The organism is Neisseria sp. P0022.S010 (assembly GCF_051956635.1).
The window spans coordinates 16131-40399 of record NZ_JBQCXF010000002.1 but is presented as its reverse complement, the minus strand read 5'-3'; the positions used below and the strand labels follow the sequence as shown (position 1 = coordinate 40399).

28 protein-coding genes and 3 tRNA genes are annotated in these 24269 nt (G+C 51.4%); 8 read left to right on the top strand and 23 right to left on the bottom strand.

Features of this window, described 5'->3' with window-relative positions:
- Positions 1 to 10: 10 nt before the first annotated feature.
- The 18 genes from ACTHUT_RS00645 to ACTHUT_RS00560 form a co-directional block, all read right to left on the bottom strand.
- Positions 11 to 1801, bottom strand: coding sequence for a phage tail-collar fiber domain-containing protein (locus ACTHUT_RS00645; protein WP_440386355.1), 1791 nt, complete (start codon positions 1799 to 1801; stop codon positions 11 to 13).
- Positions 1798 to 2424 (bottom strand): phage tail protein I, encoded by a 627-nt coding sequence (locus ACTHUT_RS00640; protein ID WP_440386356.1) that lies wholly within the window; start codon positions 2422 to 2424, stop codon positions 1798 to 1800. Before ACTHUT_RS00640 ends, ACTHUT_RS00645 begins: the two co-directional genes overlap by 4 nt.
- Positions 2417 to 3331 carry a baseplate assembly protein gene (locus ACTHUT_RS00635; protein WP_440386357.1) on the bottom strand — a complete coding sequence of 305 codons (915 nt, stop codon included), beginning with the start codon at positions 3329 to 3331 and terminating at the stop codon, positions 2417 to 2419. The genes ACTHUT_RS00640 and ACTHUT_RS00635 overlap by 8 nt, the downstream gene beginning before the upstream one ends.
- A gap of 5 nt (positions 3332 to 3336) precedes the next feature.
- A complete protein-coding gene (locus tag ACTHUT_RS00630; protein WP_070765451.1) occupies positions 3337 to 3669 on the bottom strand; it encodes a GPW/gp25 family protein in 333 nt (110 codons plus the stop codon).
- On the bottom strand, positions 3666 to 4289 hold the full coding sequence (locus tag ACTHUT_RS00625) for a phage baseplate assembly protein V (protein ID WP_440386358.1): 624 nt from the start codon (positions 4287 to 4289) through the stop codon (positions 3666 to 3668). The genes ACTHUT_RS00630 and ACTHUT_RS00625 overlap by 4 nt, the downstream gene beginning before the upstream one ends.
- 132 nt (positions 4290 to 4421) lie before the next feature.
- Entirely contained in the window at positions 4422 to 5093 is a 672-nt protein-coding gene (locus tag ACTHUT_RS00620) for a phage virion morphogenesis protein (RefSeq protein WP_440386359.1), read from the bottom strand.
- Positions 5090 to 5533, bottom strand: coding sequence for a phage tail protein (locus ACTHUT_RS00615; protein ID WP_440386360.1), 444 nt, complete (start codon positions 5531 to 5533; stop codon positions 5090 to 5092). Before ACTHUT_RS00615 ends, ACTHUT_RS00620 begins: the two co-directional genes overlap by 4 nt.
- Positions 5505 to 5735 carry a TraR/DksA C4-type zinc finger protein gene (locus ACTHUT_RS00610; protein WP_440386361.1) on the bottom strand — a complete coding sequence of 77 codons (231 nt, stop codon included), beginning with the start codon at positions 5733 to 5735 and terminating at the stop codon, positions 5505 to 5507. The genes ACTHUT_RS00615 and ACTHUT_RS00610 overlap by 29 nt, the downstream gene beginning before the upstream one ends.
- Positions 5732 to 5983: an Rz1-like lysis system protein LysC gene (lysC, locus tag ACTHUT_RS00605; RefSeq protein ID WP_440386362.1), complete on the bottom strand. Its 252-nt coding sequence runs from the start codon at positions 5981 to 5983 to the stop codon at positions 5732 to 5734. The genes ACTHUT_RS00610 and lysC overlap by 4 nt, the downstream gene beginning before the upstream one ends.
- A gap of 43 nt (positions 5984 to 6026) precedes the next feature.
- Positions 6027 to 6335, bottom strand: coding sequence for a hypothetical protein (locus ACTHUT_RS00600; RefSeq protein ID WP_440386363.1), 309 nt, complete (start codon positions 6333 to 6335; stop codon positions 6027 to 6029).
- A gap of 10 nt (positions 6336 to 6345) precedes the next feature.
- Positions 6346 to 6837 (bottom strand): M15 family metallopeptidase, encoded by a 492-nt coding sequence (locus ACTHUT_RS00595; protein WP_440386364.1) that lies wholly within the window; start codon positions 6835 to 6837, stop codon positions 6346 to 6348.
- Between the two features lie 13 nt (positions 6838 to 6850).
- The gene (locus tag ACTHUT_RS00590) at positions 6851 to 7141 is read right to left on the bottom strand and encodes a phage holin family protein (protein WP_440386365.1); all 291 of its coding nucleotides are present in this window, start codon (positions 7139 to 7141) and stop codon (positions 6851 to 6853) included.
- On the bottom strand, positions 7138 to 7536 hold the full coding sequence (locus ACTHUT_RS00585) for a putative holin (RefSeq protein ID WP_440386366.1): 399 nt from the start codon (positions 7534 to 7536) through the stop codon (positions 7138 to 7140). The genes ACTHUT_RS00590 and ACTHUT_RS00585 overlap by 4 nt, the downstream gene beginning before the upstream one ends.
- A complete protein-coding gene (locus tag ACTHUT_RS00580; protein WP_440386367.1) occupies positions 7527 to 7745 on the bottom strand; it encodes a tail protein X in 219 nt (72 codons plus the stop codon). The genes ACTHUT_RS00585 and ACTHUT_RS00580 overlap by 10 nt, the downstream gene beginning before the upstream one ends.
- A gap of 12 nt (positions 7746 to 7757) precedes the next feature.
- A complete protein-coding gene (locus ACTHUT_RS00575) occupies positions 7758 to 8234 on the bottom strand; it encodes a head completion/stabilization protein (protein WP_440386368.1) in 477 nt (158 codons plus the stop codon).
- A gap of 103 nt (positions 8235 to 8337) precedes the next feature.
- Positions 8338 to 8994: a phage terminase small subunit gene (gene gpM / locus ACTHUT_RS00570; RefSeq protein ID WP_440386369.1), complete on the bottom strand. Its 657-nt coding sequence runs from the start codon at positions 8992 to 8994 to the stop codon at positions 8338 to 8340.
- Positions 8995 to 9042: 48 nt separating this feature from the next.
- The gene (locus ACTHUT_RS00565; protein ID WP_440386370.1) at positions 9043 to 10068 is read right to left on the bottom strand and encodes a P2 family phage major capsid protein; all 1026 of its coding nucleotides are present in this window, start codon (positions 10066 to 10068) and stop codon (positions 9043 to 9045) included.
- Between the two features lie 50 nt (positions 10069 to 10118).
- Positions 10119 to 10994 (bottom strand): GPO family capsid scaffolding protein, encoded by an 876-nt coding sequence (locus tag ACTHUT_RS00560; protein ID WP_440386371.1) that lies wholly within the window; start codon positions 10992 to 10994, stop codon positions 10119 to 10121.
- 159 nt (positions 10995 to 11153) lie between these two features.
- On the opposite strand from ACTHUT_RS00560, the gene ACTHUT_RS00555 reads away from it, so the two are divergent.
- Positions 11154 to 12968 (top strand): terminase large subunit domain-containing protein, encoded by a 1815-nt coding sequence (locus ACTHUT_RS00555; protein ID WP_440386372.1) that lies wholly within the window; start codon positions 11154 to 11156, stop codon positions 12966 to 12968.
- Positions 12969 to 12983: 15 nt separating this feature from the next.
- Positions 12984 to 13991: a phage portal protein gene (locus ACTHUT_RS00550; RefSeq protein WP_440386373.1), complete on the top strand. Its 1008-nt coding sequence runs from the start codon at positions 12984 to 12986 to the stop codon at positions 13989 to 13991.
- A gap of 247 nt (positions 13992 to 14238) precedes the next feature.
- On the opposite strand, the gene ACTHUT_RS00545 is transcribed toward ACTHUT_RS00550, so the two are convergent.
- The 4 genes from ACTHUT_RS00545 to ACTHUT_RS00530 form a co-directional block, all read right to left on the bottom strand.
- On the bottom strand, positions 14239 to 15465 hold the full coding sequence (locus tag ACTHUT_RS00545) for a tyrosine-type recombinase/integrase (RefSeq protein ID WP_440386374.1): 1227 nt from the start codon (positions 15463 to 15465) through the stop codon (positions 14239 to 14241).
- Positions 15466 to 15638: 173 nt separating this feature from the next.
- A tRNA-Ser gene (locus ACTHUT_RS00540) sits at positions 15639 to 15729 on the bottom strand.
- A 64-nt stretch (positions 15730 to 15793) separates the two neighbouring features.
- Positions 15794 to 15880, bottom strand: a tRNA-Leu gene (locus ACTHUT_RS00535).
- 38 nt (positions 15881 to 15918) lie between these two features.
- A tRNA-Leu gene (locus ACTHUT_RS00530) sits at positions 15919 to 16005 on the bottom strand.
- Positions 16006 to 16099: 94 nt separating this feature from the next.
- Between ACTHUT_RS00530 and rnr the strand changes: the two genes are divergently transcribed.
- The 4 genes from rnr to recR all read left to right on the top strand — a co-directional run bounded on the left by rnr (position 16100) and on the right by recR (position 21696).
- Positions 16100 to 18580, top strand: a complete 2481-nt coding sequence (gene rnr / locus ACTHUT_RS00525) for a ribonuclease R (RefSeq protein ID WP_440386375.1) — start codon at positions 16100 to 16102, stop codon at positions 18578 to 18580.
- A gap of 81 nt (positions 18581 to 18661) precedes the next feature.
- Positions 18662 to 19009, top strand: a complete 348-nt coding sequence (locus ACTHUT_RS00520) for an ArsC family reductase (RefSeq protein ID WP_440386376.1) — start codon at positions 18662 to 18664, stop codon at positions 19007 to 19009.
- Positions 19010 to 19154: 145 nt separating this feature from the next.
- The gene (locus tag ACTHUT_RS00515) at positions 19155 to 21008 is read left to right on the top strand and encodes a SurA N-terminal domain-containing protein (RefSeq protein WP_440386377.1); all 1854 of its coding nucleotides are present in this window, start codon (positions 19155 to 19157) and stop codon (positions 21006 to 21008) included.
- Between the two features lie 82 nt (positions 21009 to 21090).
- Positions 21091 to 21696, top strand: a complete 606-nt coding sequence (gene recR, locus ACTHUT_RS00510; RefSeq protein ID WP_188213932.1) for a recombination mediator RecR — start codon at positions 21091 to 21093, stop codon at positions 21694 to 21696.
- Positions 21697 to 21758: 62 nt separating this feature from the next.
- Here the strand turns inward: recR and ACTHUT_RS00505 are convergent, their stop codons facing one another.
- Positions 21759 to 22046 (bottom strand): hypothetical protein, encoded by a 288-nt coding sequence (locus tag ACTHUT_RS00505; RefSeq protein ID WP_107867417.1) that lies wholly within the window; start codon positions 22044 to 22046, stop codon positions 21759 to 21761.
- 214 nt (positions 22047 to 22260) lie between these two features.
- Between ACTHUT_RS00505 and ACTHUT_RS00500 the strand changes: the two genes are divergently transcribed.
- Positions 22261 to 23511 carry a lipoprotein-releasing ABC transporter permease subunit gene (locus ACTHUT_RS00500; protein ID WP_003746931.1) on the top strand — a complete coding sequence of 417 codons (1251 nt, stop codon included), beginning with the start codon at positions 22261 to 22263 and terminating at the stop codon, positions 23509 to 23511.
- Positions 23504 to 24187: a lipoprotein-releasing ABC transporter ATP-binding protein LolD gene (gene lolD / locus ACTHUT_RS00495; RefSeq protein ID WP_003679081.1), complete on the top strand. Its 684-nt coding sequence runs from the start codon at positions 23504 to 23506 to the stop codon at positions 24185 to 24187. Before ACTHUT_RS00500 ends, lolD begins: the two co-directional genes overlap by 8 nt.
- The last annotated feature ends 82 nt before the right edge of the window (positions 24188 to 24269 follow it).

Sequence of the window (24269 nt, the reverse complement as noted above, 5' to 3'; positions counted from 1 at the left end):
CCTCTTTTGATTATTTGCTGTTTGGGGTGTGCCATTCGGTGTAGCCGTAGGTGTATGGAGTGTCTTTATGCGGCTGAATGCTGATATATGTTCCGCTCCACCAAGGGACTACTGCACCGCCGAAGCCGCAGGCAATTGCCCTAAGTGGTCTATAGTCCTGATTTCGGAAACGCTTCGGTATTTCTTCTGTTGTGATGATTGTTTCGATGTTGGCTTTAAATGAATAGACGGTGTCAAGCCTTAATTCAATGTCGCCGCCGCGTTGGCGGTACGCGATGGCGGCGCCGCCTTGCCCTTTACTGCCAGCTTTAACGCCATCGATTACTGGAAGCGGAATCCATCCGGTATCGTATGGCTCGACAACATCGGCAATGATTTCAATGGCGGAAGGGATGGCGCGCCCTGTTTGAAACCCATCGTCTGAAGATGGGCAGGCGTATGCGTCGCCGTACCAAACCTGCGAAGATCCGCCAGCGTCGAGGGCGACGGCAATCAGGCAGCCTTCATCTGCCATGATTTGCGCGGATTCTTGCAGCGTTGCACCGTATGAGCCGCTGATTCCCTCGAGGTTTAAAAGCACGATGCTGCGGTCGGCACGTTGGCCGATGGCGGCGCGCGCGCTCAAATATGTGTCAGGGTTTTGAATGACGCTGCCGTTTTCAACCAAGACAGGGCCGCGAGCGAAACTTGCTGACCATTCCGCGCCTTCGTCAACCCATTGGGCGGCCGACTTGCCGTCTTTGCTTTTGGCGGCTTTTAATTTGCCGTTGCGCATCCAAACGGCGGCGGCGTTGGTGTCGTAATCTGATGATGCCCAGTCTCGATGTACTTTGCCGTCAACGATTTGCAGTCCTTGCAGCGCCGCTTTGCCATCTACCGGCGGCGTCGTCCATCCGTCGCAGCTCAAAAGGATGCGCGCGCGGCTATTGCCGACGTAGTCATGCAGTTTTTCTAATTTGATTTTTTTTTGTGCGTCAGGCTCGCCTAAAAGGATTTTTCTGATGCTGCCGGGCTTGGGATTGATGACTTCGGTAATGTTCCATTTTTTGCCATTTTTTTGATGATAGCGGCAGCGGACGATGGTTTTTTCGCGCGTGTCGATGTAGTCGCCGTCAAAGTGGGCAAATGATTCATCGATGGGCAGCCAATCCGGCGCATCGGGAATATATCGCGCGCCGGTTTGTTTTTTATATAAATGACCTTGGGCGATGATTACCGCGCCGTCTTTGAGCTTTGTCAGATTTTCGAGGGCGGCAATAAACTCGCGGCGGCTGTCAAACGATAAAACAATCTGCGCCGCTCCGCCGAAGCCGTTGTCTTTAAATTTTTTATTAATCAGTTTTTCGACATATTCACGAGTCGCCAAAACGACGGCAGGGTCAACCTTGAGGCCGACGGCGTCGGTGTTGTCTATTTGGATGACCATGCGGATGATTTGCTGACTTGCCGAGCCGCTGGATAGGCGCGGCTTGTAGCTGTCGGCGATGCTGCCGATGGCGATCAGGTTGTTGTTGTTGTCAAAGAGGCCGACTTCGCGGATGGTAAAGTCGCCTTCTTCTTCGGGGATGAGCAGCTCGGCGATGACCTGCTTTTGGTTGTTTTCGTCAACCTCCAACATATTGAGGCTTGCGCGGTACACTTCGCGCGTCAGGGCGGTGGCTGTGGCAGACGGCGTGATGGGTTTGCCGCCGCCGTCGCCGACTGCCATTTGGCTCAAGTTGACGACTGTGCCTAATGCGGTCGCTTTCGCGATGCGCGCGGCGCCGATGTTGGTGACGAGGGTGTAATACTGTTGGCTCATGGGTTGGCTTTCGGGTTAATTGTGATGACGTCGATGTGTTGTAATGCGGCGGCGGCGCGGCCTGCCGGTTTTAAATTAATTTTTGGCTTGATGTATGGGTAAATTGTCGTGCGTTGTCCGCTGATGGTAATGCCGCTGGCTTTGAGTTTTCCGTAGGTCATAACGCCGACGGTCAAGCCGCTTAAATGACGGCTGACCGGCTTAACCTTTTGGACGATGCGCAGCATTTCCTGATAGTCGGCCTGGCTGATGGCTTCTTCGGCCATCAGGGTCAGAGCAAAGCTGGCAGGCGAGCCGATGGGCTTGGTCTGAAACCATTCTGTAATCTTGGCGGTCACGCCGAAGGGCTTTAGGGCTTCTTCGATGGCGCCGTTCGTGCCTTTAAATTTATGGGTGCGGTAGGCTGATTTGATGACGTCGCGTTTGCGCTGCTCGTCCCATGCGTCATTCCAATAGTCAACCGACAGCGCCCATGCGAGATACGGCAACAGGTGGGCTGGGATTCTGTCGGGATTCCAGAGGTCGGAGACGACGGCGTAGGGGACGGGGTAGATTTCGGCTTCGCCGAATTTCTTCTCAAAAGCCGTCCGCGTTGATGGCTGGGCGGTTTGGTATTTATTCATTTTGGCCGCCGTAGCTGATATTGATTTGCGTACACAAGGCCGCCTGATATTGTGTGACCGGCATGGCGGCGGCTGGCTGGCTGATGACGACGCTCTGCACGCCCTCGACGCGGAGGGCGGCGTAAATCATGGAAAGGTCAACGTCGCGGCCCAGCTTGAAATTTTCGTCCACGGCTTCACGCATACGCGTGCGCGCGTTTTCCAAAATCGGCTCATAGTCGGGCGTGGGATAGACGATGATTTGGGCGTTGATTTGATACTCGATGATTTGGGCGGCTTTGACGGTCACGCGGTCGGCGGTCGGGCGGCGGTATTTGGCATTGACGGCCTCTGTCACGGCTTTGATGACGGCTTCAGACGGCACGCCGCCTGCTTGATTCGAGAGGACGACAATATCGACAACCGCGCCGCTCGGGCTGATGACGGCGATGTCGGCGACTTGGCCGTGCGCGGATTTGGCGTGTTGGTAATAGGATTCTTCGCTGCCTGCCGTGGTCAGGGTTTCAAACGCGCCTTGCACGCGGCGGCGCAGGGATTCGTCGGATTCCCAAACCTGCTGGATGGGCGGCTCGACGGTGTAGTCGGCCTCGGTAATAACGAGGCGCTGAATATCGACATTGGCGGCGAGCTGGTCCAAGTCGCTGCCTGTTGCGTATGCCAGCATTAAGCCTTTGGCGCGCTCGTTGAAATCTTGGCGCATGAGCATTTCTGAATAGGCGCACTCTTCCAGTAATTTGACAACCGGCTCGGATTCCAGCTCCAACACTTTGCGCCAATAGTCGCGCTCGGCAGGCGTTTGATATTCTGCGATAAAACGCTCCTTGCGCGCGGCAAGTATTTTCTCGAAGTCAATCTCTTCGATGACGTCGGGGGCTGGAATTTTCGATAAGTCGGCAATTTGCGGCATTTTTTTTATTTCCTGATGCTGTATGTCTCAAGTGTGCCGGTCGAGATGTTGACGGCTTCGATGTTGATGATGACTTTTGCGTCGTTGGCGGCGGCTGCCGATACGGTGGCCGCCTGAATTTCAATGCGCGGCTCCCACTTTGCCAGGGCGGCGATGGCGGCCGCCTGGCATTGCAAGAGCAGGGCGGGGGTAATCGGTTGGTCTAATAATTCTGGCAGTAGGCTGCCATATTCTTCGCGCATCAGGCGCGTGCCGATGCGCGTGAACAGAATGTTTTTTATTGACTGGCGGATGTGGTCGTAGAGGCCGATCTGACGGCCTGTTTCGCTGTTGGTCATTCGGGTTTGCCTGTCTTGCCGCCGCTGTCGCCGGTGTGAATATGCTCATCGAGGACGATGCCGTTGGATTCGATTTTGCCGGTATTGGTCAGCGTGCCTTCGTGGTTGATTGCGCCTTTGATGGTTGTGCCGCCGCCTGCGCCTTCGCCGCCGCTGCCGCTCATGCCTGCCGTGTAGGTCAGCAGGCCGTTGCTTGTCGTCATTTTTTGGATGACAACGTTGCCAGTGATGAGGGTGTCGGGCGCGTCGATGGTCAGCTTGGCGACGGCTTTTAAGGTCATTTGGCCTGCGCTGTGGTTGTAATTGATGATGGCGCCGTCTGGGAATTTGACGACGGTCTCGTCAGCCGATTGGGCAGGGCTGGGGAATGAGGCCGATGCCATGCCGCACAAAACCATGCCGTTGGCGGTCTCGCCGCTTGGCGACAAGATGATGCAGTTTTCGCCGACGCTTGGGGGGCGGTGTACGGAAACGCCGCCTGCGAATGGGACGAAATAGGGCAGCCAGTCGCTCGTCAGCTCGCCATGCTGCACGCGTACCAATGCGCGCGCAGGGTCTGATTCGGAAATCACGCCCTGCTTGATGATGTTGGCGATTTTTCTGTTGAGTTCGGCGGTCATTGGTTTGGGTTTGTGTTCGCGTGCGTGTAATGGGCATAGTTTGGCAACGGCAACGCGGTTTTTCTATTCTTGGCGGTTTTGATGGTTTTTTTTAAAAGAGAGGCCGTCTGACAACGGGTTCAGACGGCCTTTTTATTCGTGGGCGGCCATGTGGCTGATGACGAGGTTTTCGATGATTTCGAGGTCGTCATCACTAAAACCTAAGAGATGACGCTCGGGTCGGCCGTCGTCGCCGTATTGGTGGGCGGCGGCGATGTAGGCGGTCAGGCCGCTGACGAATTTGATGGCGACGCCCATGCTGTCGATTTGTGAGCGCAGGTATTTGGCGCGGTGGATTTTTGTGAACATGCGCGTTTTCAGCCGCTCTTTGGTGGGCTTGCCGTCTAAGACGCGGATGTAGTCGCGGTTGAATTTTGACACGCCGCGCGTTTCCAATTCGTAGCCCCACTCATACTGCGGATCGTAGGCGGCCGTATTGGCGCGCGATTTCTTGGCGGCGCTGGCGGCGGTCTTGATGTTTTTAAATTGGCGGATGCGTCCGGCGTGTTTGCCGGATAGATAGACAAAGCGCTGCCCGACTTTGAGACGCTCGCCGTCTTTGAGCTTGCGCCCTTCTTCGCCGTGTCCGGCGCGCGGCGTCATGGCGTTGCCTTCAGGCTCAATGTTGGCGCGGATGCGCTGGCGGTTGGCTTTTAAAACGACTTTGCCAATGTCGCTTTTAAGGCGGCGAAGCTCTGCCGGGGAGAGTTTGGCAATGTATTCGTCGATGTTTTTAATATAAAGATTTAAGGCGTCGGCGGTCATTTTCTGTCTGTTCCGATGCCCAGCGCGGTCATCAGGTCGGAATGGTTGGCGTTGCGCGGATGGCCGATGACGATGTTGCCCTGGTCGTCGGTCAAGACAGTGGTGCGCTCGGTCAGATTTAACTCAATCAGAATGTCGCAGGTGTCGTTCCCCAAAAGCTCAACCTCGAAACTGTAATCTGTCGGCGTGGTCGCGCCCGGGCCGATGATTTGGGGGTTTTCTTCTTGCAGCCAAGCGATAACGACGGCGTTTAAGACGTCGATGTTGCCGGTAAAGTCGGTAATCATGACGCTCAAACGGTATTTTATCTCATGGCTCAATGTGCCTTTTGAGGCGACGATTTGCCCGTTGGTCACAAACATCGTCAGCTTGTCGGGATTTTGGCGCAGCTCGGGCAGGTGCTTTTGGATTTCAGCGCGCAGTAAAGCTGGTTTTTCCATATTTTTCCTGTTCGCGTTGGCAGTCGATACAGAGGCGGCAGCCGGGGACGGCTTGGCGGCGTGCTTCGGGGATGGGTTCGCCGCATTCTTCGCACTCAAATGCGGATGGGTAGTCTTGCTCGGCGCGGTCGGCTTGGCGTGCGAGGGCGTGGGCGCGTTGCATTTCTTCCAGCTCGCAGGCGCGGTCGATGTAGTCGGTCATTTCTCGGCCTCCGCGTCTGGGTTGAGGCAGGCGGCCAGCGTGTCGCGGTAGAGGCGGCATTGATTAAAGGCGGTTTTGTAGGCGGCAATGGTGTAAACCAAGTCGGCATTGGTTTTTATTTCGGTCAGCGGATTGACGGTACATTTCGGCACGGGTGGGCAGGTGTCGGCGGCTTGTATGGTCAGCGGCTCTTTGGCGGAGCAGGCGGTCAGGGCGGCGGAGAGTAAGATGGGGAGGATCGTTTTCATGGCTGTGCTTTCTAAGATAGGGCGTGTTTGACACGCCCTTTTTTTATTTGATGGATTTGGCTAAATCTTCGGGGACTGCCTGACTTGCCCAATCGTGATTTTTTTGGATGGCCGTCTGAATCTGCTCATTGTGTCCGGCGGCTTCGGCGGTCAGTCGGTCGAGCTGCTCTTGCAGGGTGCGGCTGCGCTGGTGGTAGAGCTTCAGGGCGGTATCTTTTTGCTTGATGGTCTCGGCCTGCGTTTTGATTTCTTGCTCTTTGGCTTTGATGGTGCGGTTGGCTTTAAGCAGGCCGTTCATGAGCAGGCAGCAGGCGAGAAAGAGGGCGAGACAGAATGAAATGACGGTTTTCATGGCGAGTCCTTTAGGCAAGCTCGAAATGTGGGCCATCGATAAACGCGCGTTTACCGGCGGCGCGGCGTTCGGCGACGTAGTCGGCGACGAGTTCGGTTGTCGGCTTGGTGGTGTCGTTGAGGGTTGCCCAGCAGCCGCCCCAACGGACGCGGATGTTTAATTCTTTGGCGGCGTCGCGCATGGCTTCGGCGATGGGGTAGAAGTTTTCCCATGCCCATGAAATCTCTTTGCTGCCGTTGCCGTCGAAGTCGCCCCACGGGATGAGGTCGGAGGCGTGGCCGTAGCCGTCTGGTTGTTTCAAGTGTTTGCTGTTGAGGGTACGGCTTGCACCGGCGGCGACAAGTCGCTTTTGTCGCTCAAGTGTGCGCAGCCCTTCGTTTACGCTGAAGTCTTGGCTGGTCAGCTCGATGGCGCGTTTGATGACTTTGACGAGGTCGGGATGGACGCCGTTTAATTTTGTCAGGCTGGTTTTGCCCAGGGTGTAGGTTGGTTTGTCGGTCATTTGTGAGGCTTTCTTATGGGTTGGTCTGATGTTTGGTCGCGGTCGGCAAGAGGCTGTTGACGTTGCCGCCGTGCCAAATTAATGCTCCGGTATGCAGGGCCAATCCGAAAATCAGCCCCCACACGGCGGCGGAGTAGAGTTTGAATATCACGGCAATCATCAGCCCGATCATCCAGGCAAATTTGAGCCAGGCGATGAAACAAATGAGGGGCTTATGGGTGCGGCCGCGCGTATCGAAAAACAGGATGCGCCATGCTCCGGCAGCCGTCAGGGAGATGATGGCGGCGGCTTGCAGTGGGGTCATTCGCTCTCTCCTTTCTTTTGGTTGGGTTGGGTTGGCTTGGCTGTGCCGACAAAGTCGATCAGGCGGTTGACGATGACGACGACGAGGGCGGAAAACAGGGCGGCGCCGAGAAATTCGTTAAATTTCAGCGGCTGGGCATCGGGGCGGATGATGCTCAAAACCCAGTTGAAAATCCCTGCGGCGGTCTCACCGCCAAAGATGCCGCTGAAAAAGGAAACGGCGAAGAGCCAAGCCTTGGTCAGTGGGCTGTGTTGGTTTTGGCTTAAGATAAACAGGCTTGCGCCGACGGCCGCGCCGAAGGCAACAGATGCGGCCATGTGATAACTGCCGATGACGATGACGGCCGCGTTGATGGCGGTGGTGGTTTTGGTTTCGTTCACGTTTTCTAATCCCATAGATTGATTGTTTTGATTGTTTGGTTTTGTTCTGTTCTCGGCATGACGATGGTCAGCCCTGCTGGCAGTTGCACGGCTTGGCGGCTTAGTTTTGGATTGGCTGCGAGGATTTGCTCAACCATGACGCTGGATTTGCCGTAATACTCGTAGGCCAGGCGGCTGATGGTGTCGCCGTCGCGCGTGATGATGGTGTTGTTTTGGGTGTGCATTTCAGACGGCCTTTAAATCAGCTCGCAGTCAATACGCGGCTTTTTGAGCAGCTCGGCGATGGCGTGATGCCCTTCGCGTCGGTAGTCTTCGGCGGTCTCTTGTTTGGCGTCGCTGCGCGCGGCGGTCTTGCCGGTGCTGTCGTAGTCGTTGTAAACCTCTAGAAGCAGGGCTTTGGTGTAGCTGTACACGGCGCGGCGGTAACGGATGGTGGCGAGCGGCTCGCCGTTGATTCGGCGTGGGTCGGTTTGGCTGATGTGTTGAGCCAATGGGACGATGGCGATGATGTCTTTGAGCTGGTCGTTGACGTAGGCGACGGCGTTGACGGCGGTGTCGAAGAGGCGGTCGGGCGTGATGGTGGTGTCGATGCGCATGTCGCGGCGCAGCTCGTCTAGGTCGATGACCGGCCAAAATTCGCCGCTGTCGATTTGTTGTTTGTCGATGGTTTGTGTGTTGGCTGGGGCGGCTGTATTAAAGTTAAATCCGGTCATTTCAGACGGCCTTTTTTATTGGGGTATGGCAGGGGCGGCGGCGCAGGCTGTAAGGGATTGGGCTTGCAGACAGGCCGCCGTCTGCCATACGGCGGGGGAGCTTTTATTTTTCGAGCTGTTTTTTCAGGGCGTCGATGCGTTTTTTGACGCCGCTGCGCGCGTTGTAGGCGTAGGCTTGCCAGTAGAGGGCGAGGGCGTGTTCGGCTTCGCCTTGCTCTTCGGCGCGTTCGCCTGCGGCTTTGAGCAATTTGGCGCGTATTTGGTCGGGCATGTTGTTGATGTGCAGGCCGTTGTCTGCTTTGGCTGTGACCCAGTCAATCAGGGTTTGCAGGTTGGGCAGGCTGATGTCGCTGCCTGCGCTGATTTGCTCGGCCATTTGCTCGATGATGATTTCGGGCATGGTTCGGCTGTATTCATCGGTCGAGGCCATTTGTGTCTCGATGGCGAGCTGCGCCAACGGCATGGCGGCGTCGAGCGCGCCTGTGTCAATCATCCAAACCAAGAGCGTCGGGGTCACTTGGTCGTCTTCGGCGGCGCGGCCTGTGTCGATGACGCCTTGAATCCAGTCGGAATAATTGGGAATCATGGCGGCTTTGGCTTTGATTTTGTCTTGGATGGAATCGATATTTTTTAAAATCGCTTTGTCGTCTTTGAGGCTTTTGTAGAGGCGCTGATAGACGGTCAGGGCGTTGATGTCGATGCTGTCCGTCGAGGCGGCAGCGGCAATGCTTTGGTCAAAGTGTTGGCGAATGAGGGTCATTTCAGACGGCCTTTCTTTTTGTCTTCGGGGGCTTGCGCCCCCCTGTTTTTATTCGGTGTATTTCAGGTTTTCAATCAAGACGGCCGCGCCGTATTCTTCGACGATGAAGTCGATGTTTTTGGATTGCAGGCTTTCAAGCTGGTCTTTTCGTGGGTTGTCCACGATTAACCGGCGCTCGCCGCTGATTTGGTAGTAAATCGACAGATTCGATACTGGGGTAATCAGCAGGGTGTTTTGCGGCATATTTGGGACGTACATAACCGGCAGGCCGCCTAATGTGCGCTCTTTGTTCAGACGGCCGCCTGCTTCGATTTCAGTGGCGGTTTCGCCTGATTTGTTGACGATGCGCAGGTATTTGTCGCCGACGGTACGGCGGCTTGCCAAGACGACAAAGTCGGAGCGGTCGGCAAAGCGTTCGTCCATGATGTTGAGCGCGTCAGTGACGACGGCATCGAGGTTTTTGTAATCTGTTGCGCCCGGGCCATATGGGACGGATGTCTTCGATGTGCCTGCCGTGCCGATGCAGCGCGCTTTGTTTTCCTCGCGCATTTTTTGCAGCCAGCCTTTGGTAACGTCTTGCAGCATTGTGTTGGTGGAGGCGTCAGAATCGGCGGCGCGGCTGGTGCCGTTCATGCCGATGGTGACCAAAGACAGGGCGATGGATTCGGCAATTTTTTTGTTGATGTGTTTCGGGAAATCGGTCAGGTGCGCCCATTGGTCGATTTCGTCATAGCGTAGGGCGGCGTCGAAGTTGGTTTTCTCGAGCGAGTATTTGCGGCCGCTCAAGTTGTGGATTGGCTTCGGTTTGCGTTCTTTGCCTGCGCCGGTGGTGTCGGTATTGCTGCCGATCAAGCCGGATGAGAGGCCGATGACTTCGCCTACTTTTTCAGTTTTCGGGCGCAGATTGATTTTTTGCAGCAGCTCGGTGTTTTGTGCGATTTCGTCGTACATGGTCTGCACGGCGGTCGGGGCGATGGTGTAGCCGTTGCTGACTTGCTCTTTGCTGATGCCTTGGGCGGCGGCAACTTCGGAAATCATCGCGGCGATGGCGAGACTTAATTTAGTTTGGTTCATGATGCGCTTTCTGTGGTATTGGGGGGATGTGGTGGATTCGGGTTGCTTACTTACCAGACAATGCGGTCGGCTGATTGGCTGCCGCTGTGTTCTTGGCGTTGGCCGGTATATGGCGCGGCTTCGATTTCGGCTTTGAATTTGTCAAACTCGGCGCGCAGGGCGTTGTATTCGGTTTGCTGGGCTTCGATTTTTTCGTCCAGTTTTTCGATGATTTGCGCGGCTTGACTGTATTTCTGACGCATGGCGTCGAGGTCTTCGGCTTTGGCGTAATCTTGCGAATCCCCAGCTTGGTCGGTTGTTTCCGGTGTGTTTTCCGGAATGGATTCTGGTTTTTCTTTTTTGCCGAAATATTTGTCAAACAGGCGGCTGAAAACGCTTTCTGCGTGTTCTTCGGTCATCGGTTTGGCTTGGTTTTCGGCTTGGTTGCTGTCTTGAGGCTTGGTCATGGCGATTTCCTGCGTTTCGGTTTGGCGGTAGGCGGTAAAGATTTTTTCTTCGGCTTTGGTCTTGGCGGCGGTGTAGTTTGCGGTCGTGCCAAGACTTGCCGGGGTGTCGGTAATGGCGAGGCCTGTCAGGTAGGCTTTTTTGGTGTCTGCAAAGCGCGGCGTAATCTCCATGCTTGTGTAGATTTTTTGGCCGCTGTCCCAAAGTTTTTGAAGGCTCTCGGTAATATTCAGCTTGGCCAGCAGGGCGGTTTTGGTTTCGTCTTTTGCCCACGGCTCGGCTTTAAGTTCGACAACGTCGCCATAGCCGCCGGCGAAATCTGGAAACAGAAAATTCATGTGTTCGAGATTGATGCGCGCGCCGTAGATTTCTGGGTCGTATTGGTCGGCCATTTCTTGCAGCTCTTTGGCTGAAATGGTGCGGCCGTCTGCGGTTTCGCCGCTGACGCCGATGACGCGCCAATCGGTTTTTTTATAGGTCATGGGTGAATGTCTCGCGTGTGGATGGGCATAGTTTGGCAAGCGTTAAGCTCTTTATCTATGCTTTGCGATTTTTGAGGATTTTTTTAAAAGGCGTTTGGGTTTAAGGCGGTCTGAAAATCATTGATTGTTTGGTTTTCAGACTTTTTTATTTTTTGAGAGATGACAAAAGAATCGTTAATCAAACCGAATGTCGATCCGCGCTTGATGGCGCGTGAGCTTTATTGGCAGGGCTGGCGGATTTCAGAGATTGCGCGGCATCTTGGTCTCAAGGCGCCGGCGGTCTATTCTTGGAAGAGCCGCGATAATTGGGACGGCGGCAGTCCGGCGGTGCGCGTTGCGGCTTCGGCGGAAATGCGGCTGCATGTGTTGATTGCGCAGCCGAAGAAATCGGACGCGGACTATAAGGAGATGCGGCAGCTTTTTGCGCTGGTATCGGGAGGCAAGAAAGCCGACGCGCGTCAGCCTGATTTAAATGAGGTCGAGCAGGCGGCCGCGCCTGTGGTTTCAGACGGCCTGCCCTGGGATGTGCCGACTATCGACAAGCCGCCGCGTGAGCGTCGGGAGCGTGAGAATGTGCGCTCGGCCTCGAAGCCTGCGCCGAATAGTTTCACGGCGGAGCAGGTCTTGCGCTTGCAGGAAATCTTCAGGGAGCAGATGTTTGAATATCAGCGGATTTGGTTCAATCAAAAGGTACGTTTCCGCAATCTGCTCAAAAGTCGTCAGATCGGGGCGACGTTTTTCTTTGCTCGTGAGGCTTTTGTCGATGCGCTGACGACGGGTAAAAATAAGGTGTTTTTGTCGGCGTCAAAAGCGCAGGCGTTTCAGTTTAAACAGTATCAAATCGACATGGCGCAGATGGTCGGCGTCGAATTGAAAGGCGCGGATATTCGTTTGGGCAATGGCGCGGTCTTGTATTTCTTGGGGACTAATTCGCGCACGGCTCAAGGCCGACACGGCGACTTGTATGTTGACGAGTATTTCTGGATCCCCGATTTCAAGGAATTGACGCGCTTGGCGAAGCCGATGGCGTCTCAAAGTCAGTATCGGATTACTTATTTCTCCACGCCGTCGGCGTTGTCCCATCCGGCTTATTCGTTTTGGACTGGCGAGCAATTCAATGAGGGCCGCGATAAGTCGGAGCATATCAAACTCGATGTCAGCCATGACGCGCTTGTTGATGGCCGCGCCTGTGAAGATGGGCAATGGCGGCAAATTGTGACGCTCGATGATGCGGAGCGGCGCGGCTGTAATTTGTTTGACCGCCAACAGTTGCTGCTTGAAAACTCGCCGGCGGAATTTCGTCAGCTCTTTATGTGTGAGTTTGTGGAGGACGGCGACAATGTCTTTGACTTCACTGCATTGCAACGCTGCGCGGTCGATTCGTGGGACGAGTGGGCGGAATTTTATAAACCGTTCGCGGCGCGGCCTGTTGGGAATTTGCCTGTTTGGTTGGGCTATGACCCGGCCGATTCAGGCGATGCGGCGGCTTTTGTGGCTGTCGTGCCGCCTCGTTTCGCTGGCGATAAGTTCCGCATTGTTGAGCGGCAGATGTTGCACGGCAATGATTTCCAAAGTCAGGCGGCATTTATTAAAAAGGCTTTCGAGCGCTACAACGTGCAAAAGGTCGTCATCGATAAAACTGGATTGGGCGCGGCGGTCTTTCAGATTGTGCAGGGATTCTATCCGCCTGTGGTCGGGGTTCAGTATTCGATGCATGAGAAATATCTGATGATCAATAAGATGCACGCGCTCATGCGTGAGCGTCGCGTCGAGTGGGAGCTGGATTGGAAGGATTTCACGGCGGCTTTTATGAGTATTCGCACGGCTGTGACCGGCAGCGGCCGCAATGTGACTTATGTCAGCGGTCGGACGAAAGAGTTGAGCCATGCGGATGTCGCGTGGGCGGCGTTGCAGGTGTTCTACCAAGAGCCGCTCGACGGCTCGGCGGCGCGTGGTTCGGTTGATGTTTTTTAATGAGAGGGTTTTATTATGAGTAATGAGATTTTGAAAGAGGGTCAGTTTGACTGTGATGTCTTCTCGTTTGAGGATTATCAAGATGTTTACAGTCTGTTTGATTTTATCGGCTGCTTTGACAACGGCAAATGGTACGAGCCGCCTGTCAATTTATATGATGTCGAGCGGCTGATGACTAAAGGGTTGCACCATGCTTCCGCTCTGCTCGCCAAGCTAAACATTTTGAAAGTTACCTTTAAGCCGACGGAGTTTTTGAGCCGCTCGGAATTTGAAAAGCTGGCTTTTAATTATTTGGTTTTGGGCAATGGCTATCTTGAGATGCAGCGCAATCGATTGGGCAAGGTGGTCGGAATGAAAAGCCGCTTGGCTTTGTACATGCGCCGCGCGTCCAATTTAAAAGACTTTGTCTATTTGCGGAATAATTTTTTACAGTTGGACTATGAAGAAATCAAAGGCAGCGATGTGATTCATATCATGCAGCCGAATCTGAAACAGGAAATCTATGGCGTGCCGTATTATCTGGCGGCGATGGATTCGATTGATTTAAATTCGGCGGCTACTAAGTTCCGCGTCCGCTATTATAAGAATGGTTCACACGCTGGCTTTATTCTCTACTCGACTGATACGCAGATTGACGAGAAGGGCTGGGATGCAGTCAAGTCGCAGCTCCGCCAGTCAAAAGGCGACGGCAATTTTAAAAATGTTTTGCTCCGCGCGCCGGGCGGAAATCCTGACGGCATTAAACTGATTCCGATTGCGGAGGTCGCGGCGAAGGACGAGTTTCTCAACATCAAAGCAGTCAGCGCGGAAGATATGATGGCGATTCATCGCGTACCTCCTGCGTTGATGGGGATTGTGCCGAAGTCTGCCGGTGGTCTTGGCGACGCGATGACCGTGGCAAAAGTGTTTGCGACGAATGAAGTCAAGCCGTTGCAGCAAAGTTTTATTGACGTCAATGAGCGGATCGGGCTTAAAGTCTTTGACTTCGACAGCTATCAGGTCGAAGAGCCAACGCCGAAATAAAATCAAACCAAAAAGCAAAGCTGAATCCAAAAAAATGGATTCAGCTTTTTTATTTTTGGAAATTTTGACCGGCGGCGGAGCGGCTCGCCGCGCACCGCCCTCCGCTCCTCCGCATTAAAAAAATCCTCTGCATTTTTATGCAGTCTGGCGAAATACTCAAAGTCTTATATTTAGACGGCCTCTGACATATTTTTTATTACGCGTTTTTTATGCGTTTTTATGCAAAATTCCGCGTTTTCTTTCTAAATTATTCGCCAGCTTTTCGGCGGCGGTATTTTTCGCGTAATTCCATCACATCACGTCCGAATAATTCCAATGCTTCTCGGCGTTCTTCTAGCAGTTCGGAGCGGTCATAGGCTCGCTCGGTTTTGTCTGCAATGCCGTGTGATAGCAATAATTCCCCCACATCGCGGCGGATTTTGTGTTTTTCTCGGAGATATGTTCGGGCAAGGCTTCGGAGGCCGTGGGCGGTTGTGTCTAGTTTCATTTTCCGCCGCAGTTTCAGACGGACGGTTTCACGGTCGAGCGATTTTGTAAAGCCGCTTCCCTCAAACAAATAAATTCCGTTGACGTTGAGCTTGATAGCCTCGTTATAAATTTGCAGCAGGGCCGATGATAACGGCACGATGTGCGGCCGCGTCTTCATCCGCTCAAGTGGGATTTCCCATGTTTTTTGCTCAAGGTCAATTTCTTTGAGTAGCGTCCCAGCGGCTTCAGACGGCCGCGTCATGCTTAGGAGTTGCCAATAAATCAGCAGGCGCGCACGGTCGCCGATACCGTCGGCGGTTTCTAGCTTTTCGATTAGTACCGGCAGCTCGTCATATTTCAAAGACTTAAAGTGTCGTTCTTTGGGTTTGTCAAAAACCTGCTTTCCGATAACGGTCACGGGGTTGTTTTTCAACGTTCCATCGGCGACGTAGTAGTCAAACATTAGATTCAAGTTTCCCTTGACGCGGCGCAGATATTCCAACACGCCGCGCGCTTCCATTTTGCGGAGCATTTCTACAATCTCGGCCGTTTCGATTGTTCGTATGTCGCGGCCTTTAAAAACTGGTATCGCGTTTAGTTCGAGCGCCGACAAGACTGCTTTTGCATAACGCGGCGCTTTTTCGCTGCCATCTTTGCCGCCCGATCTAGCCCAGCGGTCATACCAAACCGCCAAGCAATTCTCGAAGCGATATTTAGCGGCGACATCATCAGATATGATTTTGGGGTCTTTCCCTTCGCCAATTTTTTTTAATATCTCTTCTCGCCATTGCCTTGCGTCGGCAAGCCCGAATTTTGGGAAAAGCCCCAGCGTCAGCGTGTCTGACTTGCCATCGGTAGGGCGGCGATATTGAAGCCGCCATGACTTCTTGCCTGATGGTAGCACCCAAAGAGCAAGGCCGCCGCCGTCAGGTAGCTTGTACATTTTATCTTTTGCGCGCGCGGCTTTGACTTGTGCCAGCGTCAACGGGGTCACGATTTTGGGCATTTCTAATCCGATTTTTGTCTGATACCAAATAAAATACCACAAAAAAACAAAAAAGATTTAAACCTTTTTAAAAGCGTTTGACATTCTTGAATAAATAAAAGCCCCTTAAACACTTAATATTTAAGGGGCTTTTTCTGTTTTTGAAAAGTTCGTAAAACTTTTAAAAGTATCTATGGCAGAGAGGAAGGGATTCGAACCCTCGATACGCTATTCACGTATACACGCTTTCCAGGCGTGCGACTTAAACCACTCATCCACCTCTCTGTGGACTATTATCCTGAATTGTTATTTCAGAATAATGTGAAAACTTGACTGATTGATTTATCAGTGGTGCCCAGGAGAAGACTCGAACTTCCACACCCGTGAGGATACTAGCACCTGAAGCTAGCGCGTCTACCAATTCCGCCACCTGGGCAATTTAAATTTTCTTAAGCAAAGAAGCACCAAATTATTTGGTGCCCAGGAGAAGACTCGAACTTCCACGCCCGTGAGGACACTAGCACCTGAAGCTAGCGCGTCTACCAATTCCGCCACCTGGGCTTTGCTTTATTCTTCAATTTAAGGTAGAGTTGACTACCTGAACTGCGAAGAAGCAGCTATTATATATTTTAAAAAAAGAATGTCAACCATCAAAATGAACAAAAATACTAAATCTTTAAATTTACGAGAAAAAGACCCATATTTGGAGCGGGAGAAACAACGTTACGCTCATCCGTTGCCCAGCCGTGAATGGGTTATTGAATTATTGGAACAAAAAGGTGTGCCGACCAAAATCGAAGCGTTGGCACATGAATTGTCGATTACAGAAGATGAATATGAATTCTTCGAACGCCGTCTGAAAGCGATGGCGCGCGATGGTCAGGTGTTGATCAACCGACGTGGCGCGGTATGTGCGGCAGAAAAATTGGCATTGGTTAAATGCCGTGTCGAAGCGCATAAAGACGGTTTTGGTTTTGCCGTGCCGCTTACACCGACAGGCGAGGGCGATTTCGTTTTGTATGAGCGTCAGATGCGCGGCGTGATGCACAGGGATATTGTTACCGTGCGTCCTGCCGGTATCGACCGCAGAGGCCGTCGCGAAGGTACGGTTTTAGATGTGGTGGAGCGTGCGCAGTCTAAAGTGGTCGGCCGTTTTTATCTGGATCGCGGCGTGGCGATTTTGGAGGCGGAAGACAAACGCTTGAATCAAAGCATTGTTTTGGAACCTGAAAGCGTAGCGCACTTTAAACCGCAATCCGGTCAAGTCATTGTTGGTGAAATTGAGACTTACCCCGAGCAAAACCGCCCTGCCGTAGCGAAAATCATTGAAGTGTTGGGCGATTATGCCGACAGCGGTATGGAAATTGAAATCGCCGTGCGCAAGCACCATTTGCCTCATCAATTCAGCGAAGCATGTACCAAAGCCGCGAAGAAAATTCCCGATCATGTGCGTAAAACCGACTTGAAAGGGCGCGTGGACTTACGAGATTTGCCTTTGGTAACCATTGACGGTGAAACTGCGCGGGACTTTGACGATGCGGTTTTTGCCGAAAAAATCGGCCGCAATTACCGTTTGGTGGTGGCGATAGCCGATGTCAGTCATTATGTCCGCCCTGATGACGCGATTGATGTAGATGCTCAAGAACGCAGTACCAGTGTGTATTTCCCGCGCCGTGTGATTCCGATGCTGCCGGAGAATTTGTCCAACGGCATCTGCTCGCTCAATCCTGATGTCGAACGCCTGTGTATGGTGTGCGATATGGTGATTACTTATGCCGGCAATATCAAGGAATACCGTTTCTATCCGGCAGTAATGCGTTCGCATGCGCGACTGACTTATAATCAAGTTTGGGATTGGATTTCAGACGGCCGGGATCATCCGTTTAAACCGCAAATCGATACTCTGTATAAATTATTCAAAATCTTGCAGAAAAAACGTTTCGAGCGTGGCGCGGTTGAGTTTGAGAGCGTTGAAACCCAGATGATTTTCGACGACAACGGTAAAATCGACAAGATTGTTCCCGTTGTCCGCAACGATGCGCACAAGCTGATTGAAGAATGTATGCTGGCGGCGAATGTTTGCGCGGCAGAGTTTTTGCTGAAAAACAAACATACGGCTTTGTTCCGCAATCACTTGGGCCCGACCCCCGAAAAACTGGCTACTTTACGCGAGCAGCTTGGTTTGCTGGGGTTGAGTTTGGGCGGCGGCGATAATCCGACGCCGAAAGACTATGCTGCGCTTGCCGAACAATTTAAAAACCGTCCGGATGCGGAACTGTTGCAAGTGATGATGTTGCGTTCTATGCAACAGGCGGTTTATGAACCGCATTGCGACGGTCACTTTGGTTTGGCTTATAGCGCATATGCACACTTTACATCGCCTATCCGCCGTTATCCGGATTTGACGGTCCATCGTGCCATCAAAGCTGTATTGAACGGACAAACTTACCAACCCAATAAAACCTGGCAGGCTTTGGGCGTACATACCTCGTTCTGCGAGCGCCGAGCCGACGATGCCAGCCGCGATGTGGAAAATTGGCTGAAAACTTATTATATGCGCGACAAAGTCGGCGAAGTTTTCAGCGGCAAGATTTCAGGTATGACCAGCTTCGGTATTTTTGTAACTCTGGACGATATTCATATCGACGGCTTGGTTCACATCAGCGATTTGGGAGAGGATTATTTCAACTTCCGTCCTGAAATTATGGCGATTGAGGGCGAACGCAGCGGTGTCCGTTTCAACATGGGCGATACGGTTACTGTAAAAGTTGCGCGTGCCGATTTGGATACCAGTAAGATTGATTTGACCTTAATCAGCGGCGGTTCAGTCGGTAAGAAACGTGGCACCAGAAAAGCAAAACCTGTAAGCAAGCCGACAGCTGCTGACAAATCTGTCGAAAAGCGTAAGCGTAAACTTTCAGCTAAAGAAATTGATGAAGCGTTGGCTGCTCCCGTGAAGGCAAAGAAGGGTAAGGTAAAAAGCAAACCCGCTTCCAAACCGGCCAAGTCAAGTAAACCTAAAGCTGCAAGCAAGAAAAAGGCGCAGGCGAAAACAGCTTCCGTCAAAGCCGGGCGTAAAAATAACGCACAAGGCAAAAGCGTGAAGATTAAAGTGAAGAAAGCTGCTAAGAAATAAGCAGCATTCAATTCAGGCCGTCTGAAAGGTTTCAGACGGCCTGAGTTTGTGATTTCATGAATGAAAACAAGGATAAATAAGATGATAAAACTATACGGTATTCCTAATTGCGATACGGTTAAAAAAGCGCGCAGTTGGTTGGCGGAAAACGGCATCGAGTTTGAGTTTGTAGATTTTAAGAAAAACGCCCCGACTGCCGATTTGATTGATGGCTGGCTGAATCAGGCGGCTTTGGAAATTTTGCTCAATAAAAGAGGCACGACTTGGCGCAAGCTGGATAAAGATGCGCAAGAATTTGCCGCCACAAAAGAAGGTGCGATTGCTTTAATGGTGGAGAATCCCAGCATCATCAAGCGGCCTGTGTTGGTCAAAGAAGGGCAGGTTCATGTCGGATTTTCAGTAGAAGCGTATCAGGAAATGTTCGGATAAGGCATTTTTAGGTTTTTAGGCCGTCTGAAAAAGCAAGCCTCGAAAAAATACGTTACAATACGCGCTTTGAGCCTGTTTTCAGGATTTTAAGATTTTTGTGGCAGCATTTTCCGGCTGCCGTGCCAAACTTTTCTTTCGGATAAATATGTTCCATATTGTTGAAAAATATAAAACACCCGCCCAGATTGTTTTAGGTATCATCGGTCTGACCTTTATCGGATTCGGTGCCAATAATTTGTCTTCGCCGGGTTCTGATTACATTGTCAAAGTCGGGGATGAGAAAGTCAGCGAACACGCTTTACAGATTGCGATACAAAACGAGCAGGCTGCCGGCAATAATGCGCCTTCGCGTGATGCGGTATTCCAATCGTTATTGCAACGTGCTTATCTGAAGCAGGGTGCCAAGCTGATGGGCATTGCTGTATCTCAGGAACAAATCAAGCAAGTCATTGTGGATGATCCGAATTTCCATGATGCTTCCGGTAAATTCAGCCAGGATTTGCTCAAGAAATATTTGGATCAACGCAGGATGACCGAGGATCAGTTCGTTGAAGATATCCGTGAACAGTTCCAATTGCAAAATCTGTTGAATCTGGTGCAAAACGGTGCTTTGGTCAGCGATGCGCAAGCGCGTCAATTGATTAACCTGACTCAAGCCACCCGTACCATCCGTTCATTTACGTTCAGCCCTGAAGCATTTGCGGCACAAGTCAAAGTAGATGATGCGGCTTTGCAAAAATATTATGAAGCGCATAAGAAAGATTACTTGATTCCTCAAGCCGTTAAGCTGGAATATGTGGCTTTGAGCATCAAAGATTTGGCTGAGAAGCAAACCGTCAGTGCGGAAGAAGTACAAAAAGCTTACGACAGTAAAAGCGTAGATTTGTCGCCAAGAGCCGAAATTGCGCATATTTTCATTCCGGTCATGCCTAACGGAGATGAAGCAAGCAATGCGGAAATTAAAGCCGAAGTGGACAAAATGGCTGCGGAGCTTAAAGCACATCCGGATTCGTTTGCCGAGCTGGCGGCCAAGTATTCCAAAGACTTGTCTAGCAGCAACAAAGGCGGCAACTTGGGCTATCTGAGCAAAAGCGGCGGCAGCGGTTTCGGGCCGGAATTTGATAAAGCAGCATTTGCATTGGGCAAAGGCGAGGTCAGCGATACCGTTAAATCGTCTTTGGGTTATCACGTCATTAAAGTTTTGAATGTCGAAGCTGAGCCGACTTTGGAACAAGCCAAAGCGCGTATTGAAGCAGCCTTGAAACTGAAAAAAGCAGCTTCTGCCTTTAATGCCGCTAAAGAAAAACTGGGTGAAGATACCTTCAATGATCCGTCTTCTTTGGCAAAAGCAGCCGCCAATTCAGGTTTGAAAGTGGAAAGCCTGGATGAATGGGTGACCAAAGCAGGCGCGAAGGAAGCCGGCTTGCCTGAAGCATTGATTAATGCCGCGTTTAGCGATGATGTACTGAAGAAAAAACACAATTCTGAAGTGATCGCCATCAACAACGATACCGTTTGGGTTATTCGTGCGAAAGAAGTGCGTGAAGAGAAAATCGCACCATTTGCGGAAGTCAAAGATACTGTCCGTGCGGCATATCTGCGCTCTGAAGCCGCCAAACTGGCAGAGAAAAAAGCCCAGGAAACTTTGGCTGCATTGAAAGCTGGTAAAGCTGCCGATGTTCAATGGTCGCCTGTTTCTCAATTGAGCGCGCAAGATGCACGTAAAACCATGTCTCCGGAAGCTTATGCGGCTTTGTTGAAAGCGCGTCCTGTCGGCGGCAAACCTGCGTATACATTGTTGGAAGGTATGCCCGCGCCGGTGATTATGGAAGTTCAGAGTGTTTCTGCTCCTGAAAATGCCGATTCACAGATTCCGGCTTCCAAACAGGCTTTGGTTCAGCAGCTTTCTGCCAATGTTTTCGATGCCTTGCTCCAGTATTTGGATAAGAAAATCGATCGTACGCAAGGTGCACAACAAGTTAATAATGCTGCCGAATAAGCAGAATATTAGAGTAGGGCAGCCGGATGAATTCCGGCTGTTTTCTTATTTTTAGCCATCTTTTTAAAGGCCGTCTGAAATCATGAATAAAAATCCTGATGCCTTTGTCCGCTTGATTAATGCTTTAAAAATATTGCCCAATGTCGGCCCGAAATCCGCACAACGTATGGCCTACCAGCTTTTACAGTACAAACGCGAAGAGGCTCAGGAATTGGTGGACGCTTTGCAGTTTGCTTTGAAGCAGGTGCAGCATTGTCGGATGTGCAACACATTTTGCGAAGGCGATTTGTGTGAAATTTGCGCAGACGAAAAACGCGATAAAAGTCGTTTGATGATTGTGCATATGCCGGCGGATGTCTCCAGCATGGAGGCGGCCAATTGCCATGATGGCCTGTATTTTGTTTTGATGGGGCAAGTCAGCCCGGCGCAGGGGATGGATATTTCGGCAGTCGCATTAGATAAGCTGGTGGCGCGTCTGCAGGCGAGTGATATTGAGGAAATTATCATTGCAACCAACTTCACAGCCGAAGGTGATGCGACAGCGTATATATTGGCGGAATTGTTTAAAAATCTTCCTTATAAAGTCAGCCGGTTGGCAAGGGGAATCCCTTTGGGCGGCGAGATGGAATATGTGGATGCCGGTACTTTGGCTCAGGCTGTTTACGATAGAAGAAACATCCAATCTTAAATGCCAATATAAAAAGGCCGTCTGAATGTTTTTCAGACGGCCTTTTCATTGATGAAATCAGATTATTTGCAGCTCACGCCTTGAATTTGAGGCGTATCGCCGTTGCCGACTTTGAATGCGCATTTGGTTGCGCTGCTGCCGGATACGGTAACAACACCGTTTCCGCTGTTGAGGCTGACAGGTTCTTTTACGCCCATGCCGACAGCAGTGGCTGCCAGTTTTTGAACATCGGCGTCGGAGTAAGCGGTATTGTTTGAACTGATTTTGATTTCTTTGGCGGCATATGCATTGAAGCTGAATGACAAACCTATAGCTACGGATACGAGGGCCAAGAATTTTTTGCTGTTCATTAGTGTATTTCCTTTTTGATGGTGACAAAACGAGTCACAGCTTCAGAATAAGGGCGATTGGGTGATTGTGCAAGTTTTTCGGCGGAATTTACGGGAAGATACATGGTTTTACATACACTATATCCCTGAATGCCACATCAGTCGGGCAATCGGACGACCTGTCGGTTTTACGGTACAATAAGTCTTTTTTGACAAACGAATGAGGCATTTTTGAATGGCTTCTTTAGAAACTTGGATAGGCCTGCGCTATTTGCGTGCGAAAAAACGCAACGGCTTTATGTCATTTATTACCATGATTTCAATCGCCGGTATCGCCTTGGGCGTAACGGCGCTGATTGTGGTGTTATCGGTAATGAACGGATTTCAGAAAGAGATACGCGGTCAATTGCTGAACGTCGCACCCCATGCGGAAATCGGCTATTACGATGTCGGCAGTGCGCCGGGTTGGCAGAATTTGCGCGAATTTGTAAAAGGCAAAAAGGAAGTGTTGGCCAGCGCGCCTTATGTTTCCGATCAGGCTTTGCTTGCCAATGCCGGAGAAGTACGCGGTGTACAGATACGCGGTATCTTGCCGTCTGAAGAAAAAAATGTCGTCGATTACGGCAAGGATATGCCGGCCGGCAGTTTTGACGATTTGAAGCCGGGCGAATTTGATATTATTTTGGGCCAAGGGCTAGCTGAGGCATTGGGTACGGAGCTTGGCGGCAAAGTTACTGTGATTACGCCGGAGGGTAATGTTACTCCTGCCGGCGTAGTGCCGCGATTGAAGCAGTTTAATGTGGTCGGTGTGGTAAAAACCGGTGTTTATGAAGTCGATAACACATTGGCCATGACGCATATCAAGGATGCGCAAGTCTTGTATCGACTGGGAGAAAATGTCGGTGGGCTGCGTTTACGATTGGCTGATCCTCAGAATGCGCCGTCTTTCATTGCCAAGTTGATTCCTGATGCTAAAAAAGATGAAGTATGGGTGCGCGACTGGACGTTTAATAACCGCAGCTATTTTGAAGCCGTTGAGTTGGAAAAACGCATGATGTTCATCATTTTGACGCTGATTATCGCGGTTGCTGCGTTTAACCTCGTCTCGTCTTTGGTAATGGCAGTAACGGAAAAACAAGCCGATATTGCGATTTTGCGTACTTTGGGTTTGTCTCCGGGCGGTGTCATGAAGATTTTCTTGGTGCAGGGCGCTTTTGCGGGGTTCTTTGGTACGCTTGTGGGCGTGGTGTGCGGTGTATTGCTGGGTTGGAATGTCGGCAAGATTGTCGCGTTTTTTGAAGACCTGTTTGGCGTACATTTGATTAACTCACAGGTTTATTTCATCGATTACCTGCCTAGTGATGTGAACTTGAAGGACGTCGCCGTTATTGCCTGCATTTCGCTTGGCTTGGCATTTATCGCCACACTGTATCCGAGCTGGCGTGCTGCGAAAACCCAACCTGCGGAGGCTTTGCGTTATGAGTAAGACAATTTTGAAATGTATTGGCGTTGGCAAAAGCTATAATGACGGTGCATTGAATGTACAAGTGTTGAATCATTTGGATTTTGAAGTTGCCGAAGCGGAAAGCGTGAGTATCATTGGTTCGTCCGGCAGTGGTAAATCTACGTTGTTGCACCTTCTTGGTGGCTTGGATATGCCGTCTGAAGGCAAGGTAATACTGATGGATCAGGATTTGGGCGGTTTGAGCCAAAAACAGTTGGGCGAATTGCGTAACCGTTATTTGGGCTTTGTGTATCAATTCCATCATCTATTGCCTGAGTTTTCTGCGTTGGAAAATGTCATGATGCCGCTTTTAATCGGCAAAATGCCCAAGGCGATGGCTGAGGAGAAGGCTGTCAAGATGCTGAAAAAGGTCGGCTTGGACAAACGTATGTTGCACCGTCCGAGCGAACTTTCCGGCGGCGAGCGTCAGCGTGCGGCGATTGCCCGTGCTTTGGTCAATGAGCCTAAATGCCTATTGGCAGATGAACCGACGGGGAACCTTGACCGTAAAAATGCGCAAAATGTGCTGGACATGATGCTGGATTTGAAACGCGAATTGAACACCAGCCTGATTGTGGTGACCCATGATGACGAGCTGGCTGAACGTTTCGACCGGGTAATGACCATGAAAGACGGCAGCCTGCAAGTGCTGCAATAAGGTTATTATTTCAGGCAAATATTTTATGCTTTGAACGGTATAATAGAGGCCGTCTGAAAAATAGGTTTTCATTTATGGAAAC

What these genes read in the sequence shown, in the direction of transcription:
- ACTHUT_RS00645 (WP_440386355.1), bottom strand. Translation starts at nt 1,801, where the DNA reads ATGAGCCAACAGTATTACACCCTCGTCACCAACATCGGCGCCGCGCGC.
- ACTHUT_RS00640 (WP_440386356.1), bottom strand. Translation starts at nt 2,424, where the DNA reads ATGAATAAATACCAAACCGCCCAGCCATCAACGCGGACGGCTTTTGAG.
- ACTHUT_RS00635 (WP_440386357.1), bottom strand. Translation starts at nt 3,331, where the DNA reads ATGCCGCAAATTGCCGACTTATCGAAAATTCCAGCCCCCGACGTCATC.
- ACTHUT_RS00630 (WP_070765451.1), bottom strand. Translation starts at nt 3,669, where the DNA reads ATGACCAACAGCGAAACAGGCCGTCAGATCGGCCTCTACGACCACATC.
- ACTHUT_RS00625 (WP_440386358.1), bottom strand. Translation starts at nt 4,289, where the DNA reads ATGACCGCCGAACTCAACAGAAAAATCGCCAACATCATCAAGCAGGGC.
- ACTHUT_RS00620 (WP_440386359.1), bottom strand. Translation starts at nt 5,093, where the DNA reads ATGACCGCCGACGCCTTAAATCTTTATATTAAAAACATCGACGAATAC.
- ACTHUT_RS00615 (WP_440386360.1), bottom strand. Translation starts at nt 5,533, where the DNA reads ATGGAAAAACCAGCTTTACTGCGCGCTGAAATCCAAAAGCACCTGCCC.
- ACTHUT_RS00610 (WP_440386361.1), bottom strand. Translation starts at nt 5,735, where the DNA reads ATGACCGACTACATCGACCGCGCCTGCGAGCTGGAAGAAATGCAACGC.
- lysC (WP_440386362.1), bottom strand. Translation starts at nt 5,983, where the DNA reads ATGAAAACGATCCTCCCCATCTTACTCTCCGCCGCCCTGACCGCCTGC.
- ACTHUT_RS00600 (WP_440386363.1), bottom strand. Translation starts at nt 6,335, where the DNA reads ATGAAAACCGTCATTTCATTCTGTCTCGCCCTCTTTCTCGCCTGCTGC.
- ACTHUT_RS00595 (WP_440386364.1), bottom strand. Translation starts at nt 6,837, where the DNA reads ATGACCGACAAACCAACCTACACCCTGGGCAAAACCAGCCTGACAAAA.
- ACTHUT_RS00590 (WP_440386365.1), bottom strand. Translation starts at nt 7,141, where the DNA reads ATGACCCCACTGCAAGCCGCCGCCATCATCTCCCTGACGGCTGCCGGA.
- ACTHUT_RS00585 (WP_440386366.1), bottom strand. Translation starts at nt 7,536, where the DNA reads ATGGGATTAGAAAACGTGAACGAAACCAAAACCACCACCGCCATCAAC.
- ACTHUT_RS00580 (WP_440386367.1), bottom strand. Translation starts at nt 7,745, where the DNA reads ATGCACACCCAAAACAACACCATCATCACGCGCGACGGCGACACCATC.
- ACTHUT_RS00575 (WP_440386368.1), bottom strand. Translation starts at nt 8,234, where the DNA reads ATGACCGGATTTAACTTTAATACAGCCGCCCCAGCCAACACACAAACC.
- gpM (WP_440386369.1), bottom strand. Translation starts at nt 8,994, where the DNA reads ATGACCCTCATTCGCCAACACTTTGACCAAAGCATTGCCGCTGCCGCC.
- ACTHUT_RS00565 (WP_440386370.1), bottom strand. Translation starts at nt 10,068, where the DNA reads ATGAACCAAACTAAATTAAGTCTCGCCATCGCCGCGATGATTTCCGAA.
- ACTHUT_RS00560 (WP_440386371.1), bottom strand. Translation starts at nt 10,994, where the DNA reads ATGACCTATAAAAAAACCGATTGGCGCGTCATCGGCGTCAGCGGCGAA.
- ACTHUT_RS00555 (WP_440386372.1), top strand. Translation starts at nt 11,154, where the DNA reads ATGACAAAAGAATCGTTAATCAAACCGAATGTCGATCCGCGCTTGATG.
- ACTHUT_RS00550 (WP_440386373.1), top strand. Translation starts at nt 12,984, where the DNA reads ATGAGTAATGAGATTTTGAAAGAGGGTCAGTTTGACTGTGATGTCTTC.
- ACTHUT_RS00545 (WP_440386374.1), bottom strand. Translation starts at nt 15,465, where the DNA reads ATGCCCAAAATCGTGACCCCGTTGACGCTGGCACAAGTCAAAGCCGCG.
- rnr (WP_440386375.1), top strand. Translation starts at nt 16,100, where the DNA reads ATGAACAAAAATACTAAATCTTTAAATTTACGAGAAAAAGACCCATAT.
- ACTHUT_RS00520 (WP_440386376.1), top strand. Translation starts at nt 18,662, where the DNA reads ATGATAAAACTATACGGTATTCCTAATTGCGATACGGTTAAAAAAGCG.
- ACTHUT_RS00515 (WP_440386377.1), top strand. Translation starts at nt 19,155, where the DNA reads ATGTTCCATATTGTTGAAAAATATAAAACACCCGCCCAGATTGTTTTA.
- recR (WP_188213932.1), top strand. Translation starts at nt 21,091, where the DNA reads ATGAATAAAAATCCTGATGCCTTTGTCCGCTTGATTAATGCTTTAAAA.
- ACTHUT_RS00505 (WP_107867417.1), bottom strand. Translation starts at nt 22,046, where the DNA reads ATGAACAGCAAAAAATTCTTGGCCCTCGTATCCGTAGCTATAGGTTTG.
- ACTHUT_RS00500 (WP_003746931.1), top strand. Translation starts at nt 22,261, where the DNA reads ATGGCTTCTTTAGAAACTTGGATAGGCCTGCGCTATTTGCGTGCGAAA.
- lolD (WP_003679081.1), top strand. Translation starts at nt 23,504, where the DNA reads ATGAGTAAGACAATTTTGAAATGTATTGGCGTTGGCAAAAGCTATAAT.